Annotated in this window: 1 protein-coding gene (running past one end of the window); it reads left to right on the plus strand. The window is 56.1% G+C overall.

Going from position 1 to position 24,259, the window contains the following annotated elements; translation table 11 throughout:
- A protein-coding gene (locus SIB46_RS04440) for a cadherin-like domain-containing protein (RefSeq protein WP_413297330.1) crosses the window boundary here: on the plus strand, positions 1-24,232 show its 3' end. The gene continues 39,866 nt to the left of window position 1, outside the view; 24,232 of the gene's 64,098 nt are visible here — the last part of the coding sequence; its start codon lies off the left edge, out of view; its stop codon occupies positions 24,230-24,232.
- Positions 24,233-24,259 lie beyond the last annotated feature (27 nt).

The raw sequence follows: 24,259 nt of genomic DNA on the forward strand, positions 1-24,259 counted from the left end.
CTCTGATGTCGATGGCGACACGCTGTCGATCACAAACATCGACATTGCCAACCAAGGACTCCTGATCGGCAGTGTTAGCCAGGTCATGCCTTTACCCGCAAGCCACATCTACGAAGTCGCTACCACTAACGGGGATGATCTCCCTGCTGGACTGAACTTCAATGTCGCCGATGGCTCTTGGAGCTTTGATCCTGCCGCTGATCCAAACCTGCTCCTCACAGAAGGTCAGCAACAGGTCATCAATCTTGTCGTCACTGACATCGACCCGTTGGGACTTCCCGCCGCCAACCTCATCCTGGACATCACCCTCACAGGGACCCCTGATGGCATCGTCGCCAGCGCTCTGGATGCTGCCATCTTTGATCCGGGCGTGATTACTAGTGACGCCACCGGCTACACCTTCACAGCCAATGCCAATTTCAACGGCACTGTTGAACTCATTTACACCGCTTCTGACGGCACTGAAACCACAAACGGTTCTGCCTCCTTCCAGGTCCTATCGGTCAATGACGCGCCGGTTATCGATACCTTCGCTGATCAAACAGCCACAGAAGATGGGCCAGGGCCAGGTGTCCTGACTGGCAGTGTCAGCCAGCTCATGCCTTTACCCGCAAGCCACATCTACGAAGTCGCTACCACTAACGGGGATGATCTCCCTGCTGGACTGAACTTCAATGTCGCCGATGGCTCTTGGAGCTTTGATCCTGCCGCTGATCCAAACCTGCTCCTCACAGAAGGTCAGCAACAGGTCATCAATCTTGTCGTCACTGACATCGACCCGTTGGGACTTCCCGCCGCCAACCTCATCCTGGACATCACCCTCACAGGGACCCCTGATGGCATCGTCGCCAGCGCTCTGGATGCTTCCAGACTCCTCACAGGCAAGCTGACCGCTACCGATGCTGACGGCGATTCCCTCACCTATCAGCTCCTCAGCGACAACATCCCTGGGCTAAACATCAACTCCGATGGCGAATGGTCCTTCAATCCATCCGTTGATGCCTACCAGTCACTCGCTGCTGACGACACTCAAACCATCTCCGTTAACTACTCCGTCACTGACAGCAATGGCGCTATCAGCCAAAGCTCCTTTGACATCACCCTCACTGGCAGCAACGACGCTCCAGTCGCTAGTGCCGCTCAGCTGATCCTCCCCAGCATTCAAGAAGACACCAGCCTGAACTTCTCGCCTAATCAGCTCCTCGCTGGTGTCTCTGATGTCGATGGCGACACGCTGTCGATCACAAACATCGACATTGCCAACCAAGGACTCCTGATCGGCAGTGTTAGCCAGGTCATGCCTTTACCCGCAAGCCACATCTACGAAGTCGCTACCACTAACGGGGATGATCTCCCTGCTGGACTGAACTTCAATGTCGCCGATGGCTCTTGGAGCTTTGATCCTGCCGCTGATCCAAACCTGCTCCTCACAGAAGGTCAGCAACAGGTCATCAATCTTGTCGTCACTGACATCGACCCGTTGGGACTTCCCGCCGCCAACCTCATCCTGGACATCACCCTCACAGGGACCCCTGATGGCATCGTCGCCAGCGCTCTGGATGCTGCCATCTTTGATCCGGGCGTGATTACTAGTGACGCCACCGGCTACACCTTCACAGCCAATGCCAATTTCAACGGCACTGTTGAACTCATTTACACCGCTTCTGACGGCACTGAAACCACAAACGGTTCTGCCTCCTTCCAGGTCCTATCGGTCAATGACGCGCCGGTTATCGATACCTTCGCTGATCAAACAGCCACAGAAGATGGTCCAGGGCCAGGTGTCCTGACTGGCAGTGTCAGCCAGCTCATGCCTTTACCCGCAAGCCACATCTACGAAGTCGCTACCACTAACGGGGATGATCTCCCTGCTGGACTGAACTTCAATGTCGCCGATGGCTCTTGGAGCTTTGATCCTGCCGCTGATCCAAACCTGCTCCTCACAGAAGGTCAGCAACAGGTCATCAATCTTGTCGTCACTGACATCGACCCGTTGGGACTTCCCGCCGCCAACCTCATCCTGGACATCACCCTCACAGGGACCCCTGATGGCATCGTCGCCAGCGCTCTGGATGCTTCCAGACTCCTCACAGGCAAGCTGACCGCTACCGATGCTGACGGCGATTCCCTCACCTATCAGCTCCTCAGCGACAACATCCCTGGGCTAAACATCAACTCCGATGGCGAATGGTCCTTCAATCCATCCGTTGATGCCTACCAGTCACTCGCTGCTGACGACACTCAAACCATCTCCGTTAACTACTCCGTCACTGACAGCAATGGCGCTATCAGCCAAAGCTCCTTTGACATCACCCTCACTGGCAGCAACGACGCTCCAGTCGCTAGTGCCGCTCAGCTGATCCTCCCCAGCATTCAAGAAGACACCAGCCTGAACTTCTCGCCTAATCAGCTCCTCGCTGGTGTCTCTGATGTCGATGGCGACACGCTGTCGATCACAAACATCGACATTGCCAACCAAGGACTCCTGATCGGCAGTGTTAGCCAGGTCATGCCTTTACCCGCAAGCCACATCTACGAAGTCGCTACCACTAACGGGGATGATCTCCCTGCTGGACTGAACTTCAATGTCGCCGATGGCTCTTGGAGCTTTGATCCTGCCGCTGATCCAAACCTGCTCCTCACAGAAGGTCAGCAACAGGTCATCAATCTTGTCGTCACTGACATCGACCCGTTGGGACTTCCCGCCGCCAACCTCATCCTGGACATCACCCTCACAGGGACCCCTGATGGCATCGTCGCCAGCGCTCTGGATGCTGCCATCTTTGATCCGGGCGTGATTACTAGTGACGCCACCGGCTACACCTTCACAGCCAATGCCAATTTCAACGGCACTGTTGAACTCATTTACACCGCTTCTGACGGCACTGAAACCACAAACGGTTCTGCCTCCTTCCAGGTCCTATCGGTCAATGACGCGCCGGTCGACTCGAATTCCGGTGCATCCCTGGGTGAGATCAACGAAGACAACACACTGAGCTTCAGCGTCAATAACGTCCTCGCTGATTTCTCAGACGCTGATGCCGCCGATGCGCTGTCGATCACCGGCATCACTGCCTCCAACGGCAGCATCAGCTTTGACGACACAGCTCAGGAGTACACCTACACGCCGAACGCTGATTTCAACGGCACCGAAACGCTCAACATCGTTGTTCGTGACACCAATGGCGGCATCGCAGTTGCCACTCGCGACATCACAGTCACCGCTGTTGATGACGCTCCTGAACTGCTGATCAACGCACTACGCCTGCCAACGATCAAAGAAGAAGGGCAACTGCAATTCTCCGCAGCTGATCTGTTGATTGGCGCCGTTGATAAAGACAGCACCACCTTGTCGATCAAGGCCGATTCCGTGCAGGTGTTGGAGAACGGAGCTGAGAACAACGCCAAGGGCAGCCTGAGCGGGAATGCCAACGATGGCTGGACCTTCCAATCGACTCTGAATTTCAACGGCGACGTCAGCCTGAGTTATGTGCTCACCGATGGCAGCAATGAAGTGACTCGGACGGCCAGCTTTGAGGTGGTGTCCATCAATGACATCCCAACCCTGACCGGCTCACCGCAACCTCTGGATGATGGGCAGGAAGATCAGAGCTACACCATCAATGCTGGCAGCCTGCTGGCTGGCTACAGCGATGGCGACAACAACAGCTTGAGCATCGTTTCGCTCTCAGCGACAGGCAGCGAAATCATTGAGACCAGCACAGATGTTTGGGAACTCACGCCAGCCAAGGATTTCAGCGGTGATATCAAAGTCAGCTTTGTCATCAGTGACGGCAATAACGGCTACGCCCTAGGCGAAAGCAACCTCAAGTTGCTGGCCGTTAATGATCTGCCGGTCAAGCTCGCAGGCACGGTCAGCGACTTGATGCTGCTCGAAGATTCAGCTCCCAAATCGCTGGGCCTCGCTGGGCTTCTTTACGGACCGGGCGGCGGCAACGACGAGCTCACCCAGCAGCTCACTTACACCATCTCTGCTCTGCCTGATGCTGCAATCGGCTTGGTGACCCTGTCGGATGGAACGGCTGTCACGGCTAACACCACCTACACCTTGAACGAACTGCGTGCCATGCAGTTCTCCACGGTGCCCGATGGATTCGGAGATACCAGCTTCAGCTTCAAAATCAGCGACGATGCTGGCGCGGAAATCACCGAAACCATCAACATTGCTGTTGAAGGAATTAACGACAAGCCTGAGCGCAGCAACACACCGCTAGCCACCCTGGCTGACGGAACTGAGGACACTGTCTACACCCTCAATGAATCCGAGCTGCTTGTTGGCTTTACAGATCGCGATGGCGACACCTTGTCTGTCATCAATCTGGATGCCAGCAACGGATCACTCGTCGACAACGAAGATGGCACCTGGAGCTTCACTCCTGATGACAATTTCAATGGTCAGGTTGAGATTTCCTATCAAGTGAGTGATGGCAGCGATGATGTTGTCAACGCAGAGAACACCTTCAGCCTTGCTTCTGTTAATGACAAGCCTGAACTTATCGGAAACAAAGCAACCTTCACAGCTGGCAGGGAAGACACTCCTTACACCATCAGTTCCAACCAGCTCCTCGCCGGCTACTCCGACGTTGATGGCGATGAGATTTCCATTGAGAACCTGAGCGCCACCAACGGCAGTCTTGAAGACTTGGGGAATGGGAACTGGACCTTTACGCCTGATCTCAACTTCAACGGCATCATTACCCTCAGCTATGAGCTCAGCGACAGCCAGGAATCAACCGCTGTCACCAACACATTCACGTTGGCTGCAGACAACGACTTCCCTGTGCTGCCGACCAATGTCACGCCACTGGATAACGGAACCGAGGATCTCGTCTACACCGTCAAAGCCAGCGACTTGCTGGATGGCGTGATCGACGTCGACAACGACCCGCTCAGTGTCACCAACTTGAGCGTCACGCGCGGTTCGCTCTCGGCAGGCAGCAACGGTGAATGGACCTACACACCAGAGCAAGATTTCAACGGCACCGTTGAATTCAGCTACCTGGTTGATGACAACAACGGCGGCAAGGTTGCGGCGCGCAAATCACTCACCATTGATGCCGTCAATGACGCCCCAACCCTTAGTGGCTCTGCCTCCACGCTCGCCGGCGGCGCTGAGGACACCCCCTACACCATCACCAAACAGCAACTGCTCGCTGGCTTCTCCGATGTTGACCGCGATGCACAAGGCAATGCTCAGGCCCTGGACATCATTGACCTCACGATTAATGACGCCGAGGGCAATGCTGCTGGGACCCTTGAGCTGAATGCCTCTGGCAATAGCTGGACCTTCACTCCCAGCGACAACTTCAACGGCACCGTCAACCTCTCCTACAACGTCACTGACGGCATCGCCTCAACAGCAGCCACCAACTCCTTTGATCTCGCCTCCGTCAACGACATCCCTGCTCTGACAGACGTCAAGGCTGCTCTCCTCAACGGCACAGAAGACACCGAATACACCATCACCGCTGCCGATCTCCTCGCCGGTTACTCCGACGCTGATATCGATAACGATGCAGGCACCACGCAAACCCTCTCCATCCTTGGACTCTCCGCTGAACAAGGTGGTGTCATCTCCGATAACCAAGACGGCACTTACACCTTCAAGCCCAACCCTGATGTCAACGGCACCATCACCCTCAAATACGTCATCTCCGATGGCGCTGGCGGTAATGCTCTAGCCACAAACACCTTCAGCATCGACGCTGTTAACGACAAACCAATCCGCACCGCTGGAAACGTCTCCACCCTCTACCTGCAAGAGGATCAAGACATTGCCTCCATGGGCCTCGCTGGCCTCACTTACTCCGTCGGTGGCGGCAGCGATGAGGCTGATGCTCAAACCCTCAGCTACACCATCACCGCACTGCCTGATGCAGCCCTTGGCTCGGTCTTCCTCAATGACGGCACCACCACCGTTACTGAGCAACAAACCCTGACGCTCGAGCAACTCCAAGGCCTCCAGTTCCTGCCTGCTCTCAATGCCGCAGGACAGGTGTCCTTCTCCTTCTCCGTTGCTGACTCCGGCTCAATCGATGGCGACGGCAACGTCATCAATGCACCGGAATCCATCAGCGAAACCGTCAACATCAACATCCTTGGCTTTAACGATGCGCCAATCCTTCCTGTTGATGCCATCACTCTCGCCGACGGCACAGAAGACACCGCCTACACCTTCAGCGCAGCTGATCTCCTTAACGGTGTTACCGACCCTGATATCAGCCCCAATGGCGTTAAAGATGTCGACAACCTTCAAGTCACAGGTCTGAGTGCCACCAACGGCACCATCACCTTTAACTCCAATACCGACTTCACCTTTACCCCCGATGCCAACTTCAACGGCATCGCCAACTTCAACTACTCCATCAGCGATGGCACAGCAACCGTGTCCAACACCGTTGCTCTCAACATCATTGCCGTTAACGACGCCCCAACAGCAACATTTGATGTCTCCCAAACCACAACAGAAGGCAACAACCAACTAACCGGAAACCTCACCTCCACCGACGTCGACAGGCTCGATATCACTGCTGATCCCCAGGCCACTGCTGATGCCGCCGCCCTGACCCAGGCTGCTACTGATGCCCAGGCCGCAGCCGACGCGGCACAAGCCACAGCTGACGGATTGGCTCAGATAGCAGCAACAGAAGCCAGCTCTGGTCTTGCCTCTGCTGCTGATGCCCAGGCCTCTGCTGACGCCGCCCAAGCCGACGCCGATACCGCACAGGCCGATGCCGATGCGGCACAGGCAGCTGCTGATGCTGCCCAGGCCACTGCTGATGCCGCACCTGGTGACACTGCCGCCTATTCACTCCTCTCGGCTTCCATCGCCGATAGCGATGGCAATGCCATCACCGACCCAACCACTGGCGAACCCGTTGCCGTTCAAGGCCTCACCATCAACACCGATGGCTCCTGGTCCTTTGACCCCGCCAACGCCGCTTACAACGCCCTGGCAGAAGGTGAGGTCCAAACCATCACCGTCAACTATCAAGTTGCCGACACAGCTGGTGATACAGGCTCCAACACCTTCCTCATCACACTCACAGGCACCAACGACGCTCCGGTTGCCACCTTCTCTGACGCGCAAAACGCCACAGAAGATGCAGCACCCATCACCGGTCAGCTCACCTCAACCGATCCCGACCTCAAAGACACCGTCTCCTACCAACTCCTTGGTACTGAGATCCCTGGCCTGACCATCGACTCCACCGGCACCTGGTCCTTTGACCCTGCCAATGCCGCTTACCAAGGCCTCGCTGCAGGTGACACCCAAGACATCACCGTTAACTACTCCGTTGCCGATAACAACGGTGCAACCAATAGCAGCTCCTTCGTCATCACACTCACAGGCACCAACGACATCCCTGTCGTTGATACCACCGCCCTCTCCAATCTCGCCGGCGGCGCTGAGGACACCCCCTACACCATCACCAAACAACAGCTGCTCGCCGGCTTCTCCGATGCCGATCGCAACGCCACAACTGGCGAGCAACAAGCGCTCGAAATCACCGATCTCGCTGCCACCGATGACCAGGACAACACCGTCGGTACCTTCTCGCTGAATGCCTCTGGCAATAGCTGGACCTTCACTCCCAGCGACAACTTCAACGGCACCGTCAACCTCTCCTACAACGTCACTGACGGCATCGCCTCAACAGCAGCCACCAACTCCTTTGATCTCGCCTCCGTCAACGACATCCCTGCTCTGACAGACGTCAAGGCTGCTCTCCTCAACGGCACAGAAGACACCGAATACACCATCACCGCTGCCGATCTCCTCGCCGGTTACTCCGACGCTGATATCGATAACGATGCAGGCACCACGCAAACCCTCTCCATCCTTGGACTCTCCGCTGAACAAGGTGGTGTCATCTCCGATAACCAAGACGGCACTTACACCTTCAAGCCCAACCCTGATGTCAACGGCACCATCACCCTCAAATACGTCATCTCCGATGGCGCTGGCGGTAATGCTCTAGCCACAAACACCTTCAGCATCGACGCTGTTAACGACAAACCAATCCGCACCGCTGGAAACGTCTCCACCCTCTACCTGCAAGAGGATCAAGACATTGCCTCCATGGGCCTCGCTGGCCTCACTTACTCCGTCGGTGGCGGCAGCGATGAGGCTGATGCTCAAACCCTCAGCTACACCATCACCGCACTGCCTGATGCAGCCCTTGGCTCGGTCTTCCTCAATGACGGCACCACCACCGTTACTGAGCAACAAACCCTGACGCTCGAGCAACTCCAAGGCCTCCAGTTCCTGCCTGCTCTCAATGCCGCAGGACAGGTGTCCTTCTCCTTCTCCGTTGCTGACTCCGGCTCAATCGATGGCGACGGCAACGTCATCAATGCACCGGAATCCATCAGCGAAACCGTCAACATCAACATCCTTGGCTTTAACGATGCGCCAATCCTTCCTGTTGATGCCATCACTCTCGCCGACGGCACAGAAGACACCGCCTACACCTTCAGCGCAGCTGATCTCCTTAACGGTGTTACCGACCCTGATATCAGCCCCAATGGCGTTAAAGATGTCGACAACCTTCAAGTCACAGGTCTGAGTGCCACCAACGGCACCATCACCTTTAACTCCAATACCGACTTCACCTTTACCCCCGATGCCAACTTCAACGGCATCGCCAACTTCAACTACTCCATCAGCGATGGCACAGCAACCGTGTCCAACACCGTTGCTCTCAACATCATTGCCGTTAACGACGCCCCAACAGCAACATTTGATGTCTCCCAAACCACAACAGAAGGCAACAACCAACTAACCGGAAACCTCACCTCCACCGACGTCGACAGGCTCGATATCACTGCTGATCCCCAGGCCACTGCTGATGCCGCCGCCCTGACCCAGGCTGCTACTGATGCCCAGGCCGCAGCCGACGCGGCACAAGCCACAGCTGACGGATTGGCTCAGATAGCAGCAACAGAAGCCAGCTCTGGTCTTGCCTCTGCTGCTGATGCCCAGGCCTCTGCTGACGCCGCCCAAGCCGACGCCGATACCGCACAGGCCGATGCCGATGCGGCACAGGCAGCTGCTGATGCTGCCCAGGCCACTGCTGATGCCGCACCTGGTGACACTGCCGCCTATTCACTCCTCTCGGCTTCCATCGCCGATAGCGATGGCAATGCCATCACCGACCCAACCACTGGCGAACCCGTTGCCGTTCAAGGCCTCACCATCAACACCGATGGCTCCTGGTCCTTTGACCCCGCCAACGCCGCTTACAACGCCCTGGCAGAAGGTGAGGTCCAAACCATCACCGTCAACTATCAAGTTGCCGACACAGCTGGTGATACAGGCTCCAACACCTTCCTCATCACACTCACAGGCACCAACGACGCTCCGGTTGCCACCTTCTCTGACGCGCAAAACGCCACAGAAGATGCAGCACCCATCACCGGTCAGCTCACCTCAACCGATCCCGACCTCAAAGACACCGTCTCCTACCAACTCCTTGGTACTGAGATCCCTGGCCTGACCATCGACTCCACCGGCACCTGGTCCTTTGACCCTGCCAATGCCGCTTACCAAGGCCTCGCTGCAGGTGACACCCAAGACATCACCGTTAACTACTCCGTTGCCGATAACAACGGTGCAACCAATAGCAGCTCCTTCGTCATCACACTCACAGGCACCAACGACATCCCTGTCGTTGATACCACCGCCCTCTCCAATCTCGCCGGCGGCGCTGAGGACACCCCCTACACCATCACCAAACAACAGCTGCTCGCCGGCTTCTCCGATGCCGATCGCAACGCCACAACTGGCGAGCAACAAGCGCTCGAAATCACCGATCTCGCTGCCACCGATGACCAGGACAACACCGTCGGTACCTTCTCGCTGAATGCCTCTGGCAATAGCTGGACCTTCACTCCCAGCGACAACTTCAACGGCACCGTCAACCTCTCCTACAACGTCACTGACGGCATCGCCTCAACAGCAGCCACCAACTCCTTTGATCTCGCCTCCGTCAACGACATCCCTGCTCTGACAGACGTCAAGGCTGCTCTCCTCAACGGCACAGAAGACACCGAATACACCATCACCGCTGCCGATCTCCTCGCCGGTTACTCCGACGCTGATATCGATAACGATGCAGGCACCACGCAAACCCTCTCCATCCTTGGACTCTCCGCTGAACAAGGTGGTGTCATCTCCGATAACCAAGACGGCACTTACACCTTCAAGCCCAACCCTGATGTCAACGGCACCATCACCCTCAAATACGTCATCTCCGATGGCGCTGGCGGTAATGCTCTAGCCACAAACACCTTCAGCATCGACGCTGTTAACGACAAACCAATCCGCACCGCTGGAAACGTCTCCACCCTCTACCTGCAAGAGGATCAAGACATTGCCTCCATGGGCCTCGCTGGCCTCACTTACTCCGTCGGTGGCGGCAGCGATGAGGCTGATGCTCAAACCCTCAGCTACACCATCACCGCACTGCCTGATGCAGCCCTTGGCTCGGTCTTCCTCAATGACGGCACCACCACCGTTACTGAGCAACAAACCCTGACGCTCGAGCAACTCCAAGGCCTCCAGTTCCTGCCTGCTCTCAATGCCGCAGGACAGGTGTCCTTCTCCTTCTCCGTTGCTGACTCCGGCTCAATCGATGGCGACGGCAACGTCATCAATGCACCGGAATCCATCAGCGAAACCGTCAACATCAACATCCTTGGCTTTAACGATGCGCCAATCCTTCCTGTTGATGCCATCACTCTCGCCGACGGCACAGAAGACACCGCCTACACCTTCAGCGCAGCTGATCTCCTTAACGGTGTTACCGACCCTGATATCAGCCCCAATGGCGTTAAAGATGTCGACAACCTTCAAGTCACAGGTCTGAGTGCCACCAACGGCACCATCACCTTTAACTCCAATACCGACTTCACCTTTACCCCCGATGCCAACTTCAACGGCATCGCCAACTTCAACTACTCCATCAGCGATGGCACAGCAACCGTGTCCAACACCGTTGCTCTCAACATCATTGCCGTTAACGACGCCCCAACAGCAACATTTGATGTCTCCCAAACCACAACAGAAGGCAACAACCAACTAACCGGAAACCTCACCTCCACCGACGTCGACAGGCTCGATATCACTGCTGATCCCCAGGCCACTGCTGATGCCGCCGCCCTGACCCAGGCTGCTACTGATGCCCAGGCCGCAGCCGACGCGGCACAAGCCACAGCTGACGGATTGGCTCAGATAGCAGCAACAGAAGCCAGCTCTGGTCTTGCCTCTGCTGCTGATGCCCAGGCCTCTGCTGACGCCGCCCAAGCCGACGCCGATACCGCACAGGCCGATGCCGATGCGGCACAGGCAGCTGCTGATGCTGCCCAGGCCACTGCTGATGCCGCACCTGGTGACACTGCCGCCTATTCACTCCTCTCGGCTTCCATCGCCGATAGCGATGGCAATGCCATCACCGACCCAACCACTGGCGAACCCGTTGCCGTTCAAGGCCTCACCATCAACACCGATGGCTCCTGGTCCTTTGACCCCGCCAACGCCGCTTACAACGCCCTGGCAGAAGGTGAGGTCCAAACCATCACCGTCAACTATCAAGTTGCCGACACAGCTGGTGATACAGGCTCCAACACCTTCCTCATCACACTCACAGGCACCAACGACGCTCCGGTTGCCACCTTCTCTGACGCGCAAAACGCCACAGAAGATGCAGCACCCATCACCGGTCAGCTCACCTCAACCGATCCCGACCTCAAAGACACCGTCTCCTACCAACTCCTTGGTACTGAGATCCCTGGCCTGACCATCGACTCCACCGGCACCTGGTCCTTTGACCCTGCCAATGCCGCTTACCAAGGCCTCGCTGCAGGTGACACCCAAGACATCACCGTTAACTACTCCGTTGCCGATAACAACGGTGCAACCAATAGCAGCTCCTTCGTCATCACACTCACAGGCACCAACGACATCCCTGTCGTTGATACCACCGCCCTCTCCAATCTCGCCGGCGGCGCTGAGGACACCCCCTACACCATCACCAAACAACAGCTGCTCGCCGGCTTCTCCGATGCCGATCGCAACGCCACAACTGGCGAGCAACAAGCGCTCGAAATCACCGATCTCGCTGCCACCGATGACCAGGACAACACCGTCGGTACCTTCTCGCTGAATGCCTCTGGCAATAGCTGGACCTTCACTCCCAGCGACAACTTCAACGGCACCGTCAACCTCTCCTACAACGTCACTGACGGCATCGCCTCAACAGCAGCCACCAACTCCTTTGATCTCGCCTCCGTCAACGACATCCCTGCTCTGACAGACGTCAAGGCTGCTCTCCTCAACGGCACAGAAGACACCGAATACACCATCACCGCTGCCGATCTCCTCGCCGGTTACTCCGACGCTGATATCGATAACGATGCAGGCACCACGCAAACCCTCTCCATCCTTGGACTCTCCGCTGAACAAGGTGGTGTCATCTCCGATAACCAAGACGGCACTTACACCTTCAAGCCCAACCCTGATGTCAACGGCACCATCACCCTCAAATACGTCATCTCCGATGGCGCTGGCGGTAATGCTCTAGCCACAAACACCTTCAGCATCGACGCTGTTAACGACAAACCAATCCGCACCGCTGGAAACTTCAGCACCCTGTTCTTCCAGGAAGACCAGGCTCCGGCGTTGGTGGGTCTGCAAGATCTCGACTACAACCCGGGCGGCGGCATCCGTGAAGCCGAGCAAACTCTCAGCTACGCCGTCACTGATTTGCCTGATGCAGCCCTGGGTCAAATCGGCACCCTCAGCACTGATACAGAAGGGAACCCGGTATTCACCGCGATCACCGAATCCAGTGCCGTCACCCTGGCGCAATTGCGGCAGATGGCCTTCAAGCCTGCACCTGAGGCCGCAGGGCAGGTGTCCTTCTCCTTCTCCGTTGCTGACTCCGGCTCAATCGATGGCGACGGCAACGTCATCAATGCACCGGAATCCATCAGCGAAACCGTCAACATCAACATCCTTGGCTTTAACGATGCGCCAATCCTTCCTGTTGATGCCATCACTCTCGCCGACGGCACAGAAGACACCGCCTACACCTTCAGCGCTGAGCAACTCCTCGCTGGTGTTACCGACCCCGACATCACCTACGCAGCGGATGGCGTCACCGAAATCTCTCGCGATGTCGACAACCTTCAAGTCACAGGTCTGAGTGCCACCAACGGCACCATCACCTTTAACTCCAATACCGACTTCACCTTTACCCCCGATGCCAACTTCAACGGCATCGCCAACTTCAACTACTCCATCAGCGATGGCACAGCAACCGTGTCCAACACCGTTGCTCTCAACATCATTGCCGTTAACGACGCCCCAACAGCAACATTTGATGTCTCCCAAACCACAACAGAAGGCAACAACCAACTAACCGGAAACCTCACCTCCACCGACGTCGACACCAGCGACACCGCTGACTACTCCCTCCTCTCGGCTTCCATCGCCGATAGCGATGGCAATGCCATTACCGACCCAACCACTGGCGAACCCGTTGCCGTTCAAGGCCTCACCATCAACACTGATGGCTCCTGGTCCTTTGACCCCGCCAACGCCGCTTACAACGCCCTGGCAGAAGGTGAGGTCCAAACCATCACCGTCAACTATCAAGTTGCTGATGCCGATGGCCTGAGCGATGAAAACTCCTTTGTCATCACTCTCACCGGTACCAATGACGCGCCGGCTGCCACCTTCTCTGAGGCGCAAACCGCCACAGAAGATGCAGCCGCTATCACCGGTCAGCTCACCGCAACCGATGCCGATACCGCTGACACCGTCTCCTACAGCCTCTTTGGCGCTGAAATCCCTGGCCTGACCATCAATACCGATGGCGCATGGTCCTTCGATCCAGCCAACAACGCCTACCAAGGCCTCGCCGCTGGTGACACCCAAGACATCACCGTTACCTACTCAGCCGCCGATAACAACGGTGCTACGAACACCAACTCGTTCGTCATCACGCTCACCGGCACCAACGACATCCCTGTTGTTGACATCACCGCCACCTCCAATCTCCCGGGCGGCAGTGAGGGTGAGGACTATGTGATCAGCAAAGCTCAGCTCCTCGCCGGCTTCTCCGACGCCGATCGCAACGCCACCACTGGCAAGCAGCAAGCGCTCGATATCACCGATCTGGTTGCCACTGACGACCAGGGCAATAGCGCCGGCAGCTTCTCCTACAACGAGGAAACCGCACGCTGGACATTCACACCAAACGACTACTTCTACGGAACCGTCAACCTCACCTACAACGTCACCGACGGCACCGCTGCCACTGCAGCCACCAACACCTTTGAGCTCGCCTACGTCAATGACGCACCTGAGCTCACCGATGCCAAGGCTGTACTCGCCAGCGGCAGTGAGGACATTGAGTACAACCTCAGCGAGGCCGACCTTCTCACCGGTTACACCGATGCTGACGGCGATGCCATTGAAGTCTTTGGCATCACCTCCGCCTCTGGCCTGATCTCCAACAACAACGACGGCACCTTCACCTTCAAGCCCAACCCCGACATCAGTGGTGATGTCACCCTCGACTACGTCGTTCGTGACCAATTCGGTGGCAACACCCTCGCCACCATCAGCTTCAACCTGGAAGCCATTAACGACAAACCAGTCCGTACCGGCGGCAACTTCAGCACCCTCTTCTTCCTGGAAGATCAAGATCCAGCGCCCGTTGGCCTACAAGATCTGAACTACAACCCAGGCGGTGGCATCAGTGAGGAAGACCAAATCCTCACCTACACCATCACGGCTCTGCCTGATGCAGCCCTGGGTCAAATCGGCAGCCTCAGCACCGATGCCAACGGCAACTCCGTCTTCTCCGCCATCACCGAACCCGGTGAAGTCACTCTGGCGCAGCTGCAGCAGATGGTCTTTAACCCTGCTGCAGAAGCCTCAGGTCAGGCCTCCTTCTCCTTCTCCGTCACTGACTCCGGCTCAATCGATGGCGACGGCACCATCATCAGCGCTCCAGAAGCGATCAGCGAAACCGTCAACATCAACATCCTTAACTTCAACGACGCTCCCATCCTTCCCACCACAGCCATCACCCTGGCTGATGGCACAGAAGACACCGCCTACAACTTCACCGCTGAACAACTCCTCGCTGGTGTCACCGACCCAGACATCACCTACGCACCAGATGGCGTCACCGAAATCTCTCGCGATGTCGACAACCTCCAAGTCACAGGCCTAACCGCCACCAACGGCACCATCTCCTTTAACTCCAATACCGACTTCACCTTTACCCCTGATGCCAACTTCAACGGCATCGCCAACTTCAACTACTCCATCAGCGATGGCACAGCAACCGTGTCCAACACCGTTGCTCTCAACATCGTTGCTGTTAACGACGCACCAGAAGCCACCTTCTCGGTTGCTCAAATCACCACAGAAGGCAACAACCAACTCACCGGCACCCTCACCTCAGCCGATGTCGACAGGATTGGAGCTGCTGATGCCCAGGCCATGGCAGATGCTGCCCAGGCTGTCGCCGATTCGGCACAGGAAACAGCCGATTACCTCAGAACGTTGATTGACGAGGCCCAGGCTGCCGCTGATGAGGCCTTGGCTGCAGCAGGTGGAGACGAATCAGACGCCAACTACCTAACCGCCCAATCCAGCCTTGACCAAGCTCAAATTAATTCCGACAACGAGCAAATTGTCTCGGATGCAGCTCAATCAGTAGCCGATGCGGTAGCTGCCGTAGCGGCAGCTGGCGAAAGCGCCCAAGCAGCAGCCAACGCTGCGCAGGCAGAAGCTGACGCCTTTGCAAGCGCGAATCTGGACGCTGCGGTATTCCAGATGGCTACTGATGCCGCCCAGGCTGCTGCCGATGCTGCCGCTGCCGCACCTGCTGACACCAGCTCCTACTCCCTCCTCTCGGCTTCCATCGCCGATAGCGATGGCAATGCCATTACCGACCCAACCACTGGCGAACCCGTTGCCGTTCAAGGCCTCACCATCAACACTGATGGCTCCTGGTCCTTTGACCCCGCCAACGCCGCTTACAACGCCCTGGCAGAAGGTGAGGTCCAAACCATCACCGTCAACTATCAAGTTGCTGATGCCGATGGCCTGAGCGATGAAAACTCCTTTGTCATCACTCTCACCGGTACCAATGACGCGCCGGCTGCCACCTTCTCTGAGGCGCAAACCGCCACAGAAGATGCAGCCGCTATCACCGGTCAGCTCACCGCAACCGATGCCGATACCGCTGACACCGTCTCCTACAGCCTCTTTGGCGCTGAAATCCCTGGCCTGACCATCAATACCGATGGCGCATGGTCCTTCGATCCAGCCAACAACGCCTACCAAGGCCTCGCCGCTGGTGACACCCAAGACATCACCGTTACCTACTCAGCCGCCGATAACAACGGTGCTACGAACACCAACTCGTTCGTCATCACGCTCACCGGCACCAACGACATCCCTGTTGTTGACATCACCGCCACCTCCAATCTCCCGGGCGGCAGTGAGGGTGAGGACTATGTGATCAGCAAAGCTCAGCTCCTCGCCGGCTTCTCCGACGCCGATCGCAACGCCACCACTGGCAAGCAGCAAGCGCTCGATATCACCGATCTGGTTGCCACTGACGACCAGGGCAATAGCGCCGGCAGCTTCTCCTACAACGAGGAAACCGCACGCTGGACATTCACACCAAACGACTACTTCTACGGAACCGTCAACCTCACCTACAACGTCACCGACGGCACCGCTGCCACTGCAGCCACCAACACCTTTGAGCTCGCCTACGTCAATGACGCACCTGAGCTCACCGATGCCAAGGCTGTACTCGCCAGCGGCAGTGAGGACATTGAGTACAACCTCAGCGAGGCCGACCTTCTCACCGGTTACACCGATGCTGACGGCGATGCCATTGAAGTCTTTGGCATCACCTCCGCCTCTGGCCTGATCTCCAACAACAACGACGGCACCTTCACCTTCAAGCCCAACCCCGACATCAGTGGTGATGTCACCCTCGACTACGTCGTTCGTGACCAATTCGGTGGCAACACCCTCGCCACCATCAGCTTCAACCTGGAAGCCATTAACGACAAACCAGTCCGTACCGGCGGCAACTTCAGCACCCTCTTCTTCCTGGAAGATCAAGATCCAGCGCCCGTTGGCCTACAAGATCTGAACTACAACCCAGGCGGTGGCATCAGTGAGGAAGACCAAATCCTCACCTACACCATCACGGCTCTGCCTGATGCAGCCCTGGGTCAAATCGGCAGCCTCAGCACCGATGCCAACGGCAACTCCGTCTTCTCCGCCATCACCGAACCCGGTGAAGTCACTCTGGCGCAGCTGCAGCAGATGGTCTTTAACCCTGCTGCAGAAGCCTCAGGTCAGGCCTCCTTCTCCTTCTCCGTCACTGACTCCGGCTCAATCGATGGCGACGGCACCATCATCAGCGCTCCAGAAGCGATCAGCGAAACCGTCAACATCAACATCCTTAACTTCAACGACGCTCCCATCCTTCCCACCACAGCCATCACCCTGGCTGATGGCACAGAAGACACCGCCTACAACTTCACCGCTGAACAACTCCTCGCTGGTGTCACCGACCCAGACATCACCTACGCACCAGATGGCGTCACCGAAATCTCTCGCGATGTCGACAACCTCCAAGTCACAGGCCTAACCGCCACCAACGGCACCATCTCCTTTGAGTTCACGCTTGATTCCACATTGAGCAGCGCTCTTAGTGGGCTCTATCCATCACTGGAGAGCAACCAAGCAGACATCCTTTCGGCTGCCGAGTTGCTGCAAACAGCTGCCGAGGAACTCAGCAACGGCCAAGCCATCAGCGATAGCTCTCTGTTCGATGCATTGAGCGCTCAAATTCCTGGCTTGCAACCGGATGCAGCAGATATCAACCAGGTTCAGGTCTTCCTCCAAGACTTTGATTCCGCACTCACAGGTGGCCAGGCGTTCCCTGGCTCACCTGAGCTCATTACGGCTCTGCAAACCACGTTCCCCGTTCTCCAAACCGATTTCTCGGAACTCACAGAAGCCCAGGTCTTCCTCCAAGACTTTGATGCAGCACTCACAGGTGGCCAGGCGTTCCCTGGCTCACCTGAGCTCATTACGGCTCTGCAAACCACGTTCCCCGTTCTCCAAACCGATTTCTCGGAACTCACAGAAGCCCAGGTCTTCCTCCAAGACTTTGATGCAGCACTCACAGGTGGCCAGGCGTTCCCTGGCTCACCTGAGCTCATTACGGCTCTGCAAACCGCGTTCCCCGTTCTCCAAACCGATTTCTCGGAACTCACAGAAGCCCAGGTCTTCCTCCAAGACTTTGATGCAGCACTCACAGGTGGCCAGGCATTCCCTGGCTCACCTGAGCTCATAACGGCTCTGCAAACCGCGTTCCCCGTTCTCCAAACCGATTTCTCGGAACTCACTGAGGCTCAGACCTTCCTACAAGCAGCTGATCAAGCCCTAACCAACGGTCAGCCGTTCTCTGGATCGCCCGAGCTCATCACGGCTCTGCAAAGCACTTTCCCTGTTCTCGCTGGAGAGCTGGGCGAAGCAGATCCCGCAGAGATCGAAGCCGCTCAGCTGGCGATCCAACAGGCCGCTGCTGAACTCACTGCAGGCGGACAAATCAGCAACCCTGACCTGCGTGATGCACTCAGCGTCGCCCTCCCCGCGGTTCTGATGGACCCTGCTGATCTCAACAGCGCTCAACAGCAGATCCAACAGGCCGCTGCTGAACTCACTGCAGGCGGACAAATCAGCAACGCTGACTTGCGTAATGCACTCAGCGTCACCCTCCCCGCGGTTCTGATGGACCCTGCTGATCTCAACAGCGCTCAACAGCAGATCCAACAGGCCGCTGCTGAACTCACTGCAGGCGGGCAAATCAGCAACCCTGACCTGCGTGATGCACTCAGCGTCGCCCTCCCCGCGGTTCTGATGGACCCTGCTGATCTCAACAGCGCTCAACAGCAGATCCAACAGGCCGCTGCTGAACTCACTGCAGGCGGACAAATCAGCAACGCTGACTTGCGTAATGCACTCAGCGTCGCCCTCCCCGCGGTTCTGATGGACCCTGCTGATCTCAACAGCGCTCAACAGCAGATCCAACAGGCCGCTGCTGAACTCACTGCAGGCGGACAAATCAGCAACGCTGACTTGAGCAATGCACTTTTAAGCGCTGTGCCTGGCTTGGTGGCAGATCCAGCTGCAGCCACAACAGCGCAGCAACTCCTGGCAGACGGTGCCACCGCACTGTTGAACACCAGCTTCACCTTCAACCCCGACGCCAACTTCAACGGCATCGCCAACTTCAACTACTCCATCACCGATGGCACAGCAACCGTTTCCAACACCGTTGCTCTCAACGTCGCGGCGGTGAATGACGCACCAGAAGCCACCTTCTCTCTGGCTCAAATCACCACTGAAGGCAATGCGATCCTGAGCGGCACATTGACCTCGTTTGATGTTGATGCTGTTGGCCAGGCACCTGCGACTGGATCTCCAGCCAACAGCGATACGGCTCAAAGTGCCGACCAGAACTCCGGTGAGAACAGCACCGGCGACAACACCAATGACCTTCCCGATGAGGGCCTGGTTGACGTGTTCTCAGTGCTCAGCAATGAAGATGAGCTGAGCACACCGGCGTTTGAACCCGAGACAAGCAGCAACGCCGTTCCGCTGGAAACCGCAAGCTTCAGCTTGGTGTCGGCATCGATCAAAGATGCTGAAGGCAACGTTGTTTCCGACCCAACCACCGGAGAGCCTGTTGCTGTTGAAGGCCTCAGCATCAATGCCGATGGCACCTGGTCGTTTGATCCAGGTGATGGCGCTTACAACTCCCTCGCCGAAGGCGAAGTTCAAACCATCACGGTCAACTATCAAGTAGCCGACGCCGCTGGGCTGACGGATGGCAACTCCTTCGTTATTACGCTCACCGGCACCAACGATGCTCCGGTTGCCACCTTCTCTGAGGCGCAAACCGCCACAGAAGATGCTGCCGCCTTTACCGGTCAGCTGACCTCAACCGATGTCGACATCAGCGACACCGTTTCCTACAGCCTCCTCGGCGCTGACATTGCTGGCCTCACCATCAACCCAGATGGCTCCTGGTCATTTAACCCCGCTGATCCTGCGTACCAAGACCTCGCCGCTGGTGCCACGCAGGCGATCACGGTGCAGTACTCAGCAACCGATAACAACGGTGGTTCGGCCGCGAACCAGTTTGTGATCACCCTGACTGGCACCAACGACATCCCCGTCGTTGACACCAATGCCACCTCAAACCTGGCTGTTGGAGCAGAAGACACTGCTTACACAATCTCCAAACAGCAATTGCTGGCTGGGTTCTCTGATCCGGATCGCGATGCTGCGGGAGTCATGCAGGCTCTAGACGTCATTGATGTGACAGCCAGCAACGGCAGCGTCACGACTGATAGCGATGGCGACTTTGTTTTCACACCAACTGCCAATTTCCATGGAACAGTCACGCTGAGCTACAAAGTCAGCGATGGCACAGCGGAGATCGAGGCGAGCAACAGCTTCTTGATGGCGGAAGTGAATGACACGCCGGTCCTCACCAGTGGTGTTGCTCCTGTGCTTGGCGATGGAACGGAAGATGTGCAGTACACGATTAATGCCAGCGAGTTGCTGGGCAGCTTCAGCGATGTTGATCAAGACAGCCTGAACATCCTGGCCCTGAGCTCAGAGTCAGGCACGATTCGCTCTGACCAGCAGAATCCAGGCAGCTACACATTTACACCGAATCAAGATCACAACGGCGCTGTGACCTTGAACTACATCGTTAGCGATGGCAGAGGCGGCAACGTGGAGGGCACAGCCACATTCAACCTGGAAGCTGTCAACGATGCTCCTGAGCTCACAGGTGCACCTGAAGTTCTATTCGAGAACATTGCTGAAGATTCCGCCGGACTAACAATCAAAGCAAGCGACTTGCTGGCGAATTATTCCGACGTGGACGGCAATACTCTCAACATCACCAGCTTCTCGATCAAAGACCCGCTAGAGGGCGAGCCAAATCAAAACGCCATTCCGCTCGATCAGCGTATTGGATCAATTGCTGAAATTGAAAACAGTGGCAGCGTCACTGAATACAAGTTCATTCCAGCCGCGAACTTCAATGGCTTCGTGCGCTTTGACTACACAATCTCTGATGGTCAGGCCAGCCTCAACCAGAGCTATGCCCTGGAAGTCACCAGCGTTAACGACGCACCAACAGGCGCCGACAAGACCATCCGCGCGACAGCCGGTGAGTTCATCACTCTGAGTCCTGCTGACTTTGGGTTCAGCGATGCCATTGACCGTGATGTCATGCAGTCAGTGAAGCTCCAGCTGAAAGACAGCAACGGAAACTCAGTGCTAACCAGCGACAACTTAGAGATCACTGATGATTTCCTCAGCCAAGACGAGCAAAATAACGGTGTCAAAACTCTGTCATTTGCTCAACTTGCTGATGGCAAGGTTTCACTGAAAGCAGGAACCATATCCAGCAACACCAGGGTTCAATTCACCGTTGTTGACGACGGCAGTGAAACCATTGGATCTAATGAATCTGCGTCGCCCAATACCCTGACCCTCTACGCCGAACCGCCGGCAAGTGATGACGTCACGATCATCAACCAGATTCGCGTCAATCAAGTGATTGACATCCTTGGCGAGACACTGACAACACAAGCAGAAAAGGATGAGTACTCCAACACCCTCAACCTCGCTGCTGCACTCAGCGATGAGATTCGGGTTGAATTCCTGAGGCAATATGACGTTGGCCTTTTCAGCGCAGAAGGTGGTGCTGGCGCCTTTAAAGCACGCCGCTTTATCCAATCCAACATCAGCACTGAAGGATTGGAGGGTGACCGCAATCAACTCGAGCAAAACATCAGCGGACTTGGGCTACAAAGCGCGATCGAAAAGATTGACGTCAACACCAATTCCATAGTTCTGACCCTTGATCCCAGCAGCTGGACAGGCAAACACGAACTGATCTCTTCCACCTCAGGTTCAGGAGAGCAGCTCACCATTAACGACGACGGCAGCTGGAGCCTTGAGATCACGCCGCCTGCTGACGTTGAGGTACCTGGCGAGGTAGCTGATGCAGAAATATCTGCACTATTGAATGAAATCTATGGTGACGATTCTTGGAGCACGGATTCAGCCAAAGCAGCAGAAGCTATCGCCCTATTCGATAGCACTATCAACCAAATCAGTAGCGGTGGCCTGAATGCCATCAGCGATCCAGAACTGCTGAATGCACTTCAGCTTCAGATCCCTGAATTCCAAGAAGCTGTTGATGCAGCAGCACAATTCACCTCTGCCGTTGAAACTCTGCAAACAGCAGCTGATTCCCTTGCCAATGATGATTTCGAGTCGATCGATAATGCTGAGCTCCGAGATGCTCTGCTGAATCAGTTCCCTGATTTGGCCAGCGCTGGAGCTGATGCTGCAGCAGCCACAGCAGAGCTACAAGCCGCTTTTGATCAGCTCGCCGGTGGCGATATCAATGCAGTCAGCAACTTTGAACTCAAGGATGCCCTCAGCAATCAGTTCCCTGGCCTGAACAACGCTTCAAACGGAGCTAGCAACGAAATCAGCTTGGCCGTCAACGAATTACAGCAAGCAGTTAATCAACTCGAGAACGGAGGCATCAACTCAATCAGCAGCGCTGATATTCAATCCGCACTGCGCAATCAGTTCCCTGACATAGAAAACTCTCCTGCTGCAGCCAACGACGCCATGTTTGAGCTGCAGGCAACCATTAGTGATCTAGAGGAGGGCGGATTCAATTCCATCGGCAACTTCGAACTCAAGGATGCCCTCAGCCGCCAGTTCCCTGGCCTGAACAACGCTTCAAACGGAGCCAGCAACGAAATCAGCTTGGCCGTCAACGAATTACAGCAAGCAGTTAATCAACTCGAGAACGGAGGCATCAACTCAATCAGCAGCGCTGATATTCAATCCGCACTGCGCAATCAGTTCCCAGACATAGAAAACTCTCCTGCTGCAGCCAACGACGCCATGTTTGAGCTGCAGGCAACCATTAGTGATCTAGAGGAGGGCGGATTCAATTCCATCGGCAACTTCGAACTCAAGGATGCCCTCAGCAATCAGTTCCCTGGCCTCGATAACGCTTCAAACGGAACTAGCAACGAAATCAGCTTGGCCGTCAACGAATTACAGCAAGCAGTTAATCAACTCGAGAACGGAGGCATCAACTCAATCAGCAGCGCTGATATTCAATCCGCACTGCGCAATCAGTTCCCTGACATAGAAAACTCTCCTGCTGCAGCCAACGACGCCATGTTTGAGCTGCAGGCAACCATTAGTGATCTAGAGGAGGGCGGATTCAATTCCATCGGCAACTTCGAACTCAAGGATGCCCTCAGCCGCCAGTTCCCTGGCCTGAACAACGCTTCAAACGGAACTAGCAACGAAATCAGCTTGGCCGTCAACGAATTACAGCAAGCAGTTAATCAACTCGAGAACGGAGGCATCAACTCAATCAGCAGCGCTGATATTCAATCCGCACTGCGCAATCAGTTCCCTGACATAGAAAACTCTCCTGCTGCAGCCAACGACGCCATGTTTGAGCTACAGGCAACCATTAGTGATCTAGAGGAGGGCGGATTCAATTCCATCGGCAACTTCGAACTCAAGGATGCCCTCAGCCGCCAGTTCCCTGGCCTGAACAACGCTTCAAACGGAGCTAGCAACGAAATCAGCTTGGCCGTCAACGAATTACAGCAAGCAGTTAATCAACTCGAGAACGGAGGCATCAACTCAATCAGCAGCGCTGATATTCAATCCGCACTGCGCAATCAGTTCCCTGACATAGAAAACTCTCCTGCTGCAGCCAACGACGCCATGTTTGAGCTGCAGGCAACCATTAGTGATCTAGAGGAGGGCGGATTCAATTCCATCGGCAACTTCGAACTCAAGGATGCCCTCAGCAATCAGTTCCCTGGCCTCGATAACGCTTCAAACGGAACTAGCAACGAAATCAGCTTGGCCGTCAACGAATTACAGCAAGCAGTTAATCAACTCGAGAACGGAGGCATCAACTCAATCAGCAGCGCTGATATTCAATCCGCACTGCGCAATCAGTTCCCTGACATAGAAAACTCTCCTGCTGCAGCCAACGACGCCATGTTTGAGCTGTAGGCAACCATTAGTGATCTAGAGGAGGGC

Origin of the sequence: Synechococcus sp. MIT S9452, from assembly GCF_047304245.1 — a bacterium.
Lineage (GTDB): Bacteria > Cyanobacteriota > Cyanobacteriia > PCC-6307 > Cyanobiaceae > RCC307.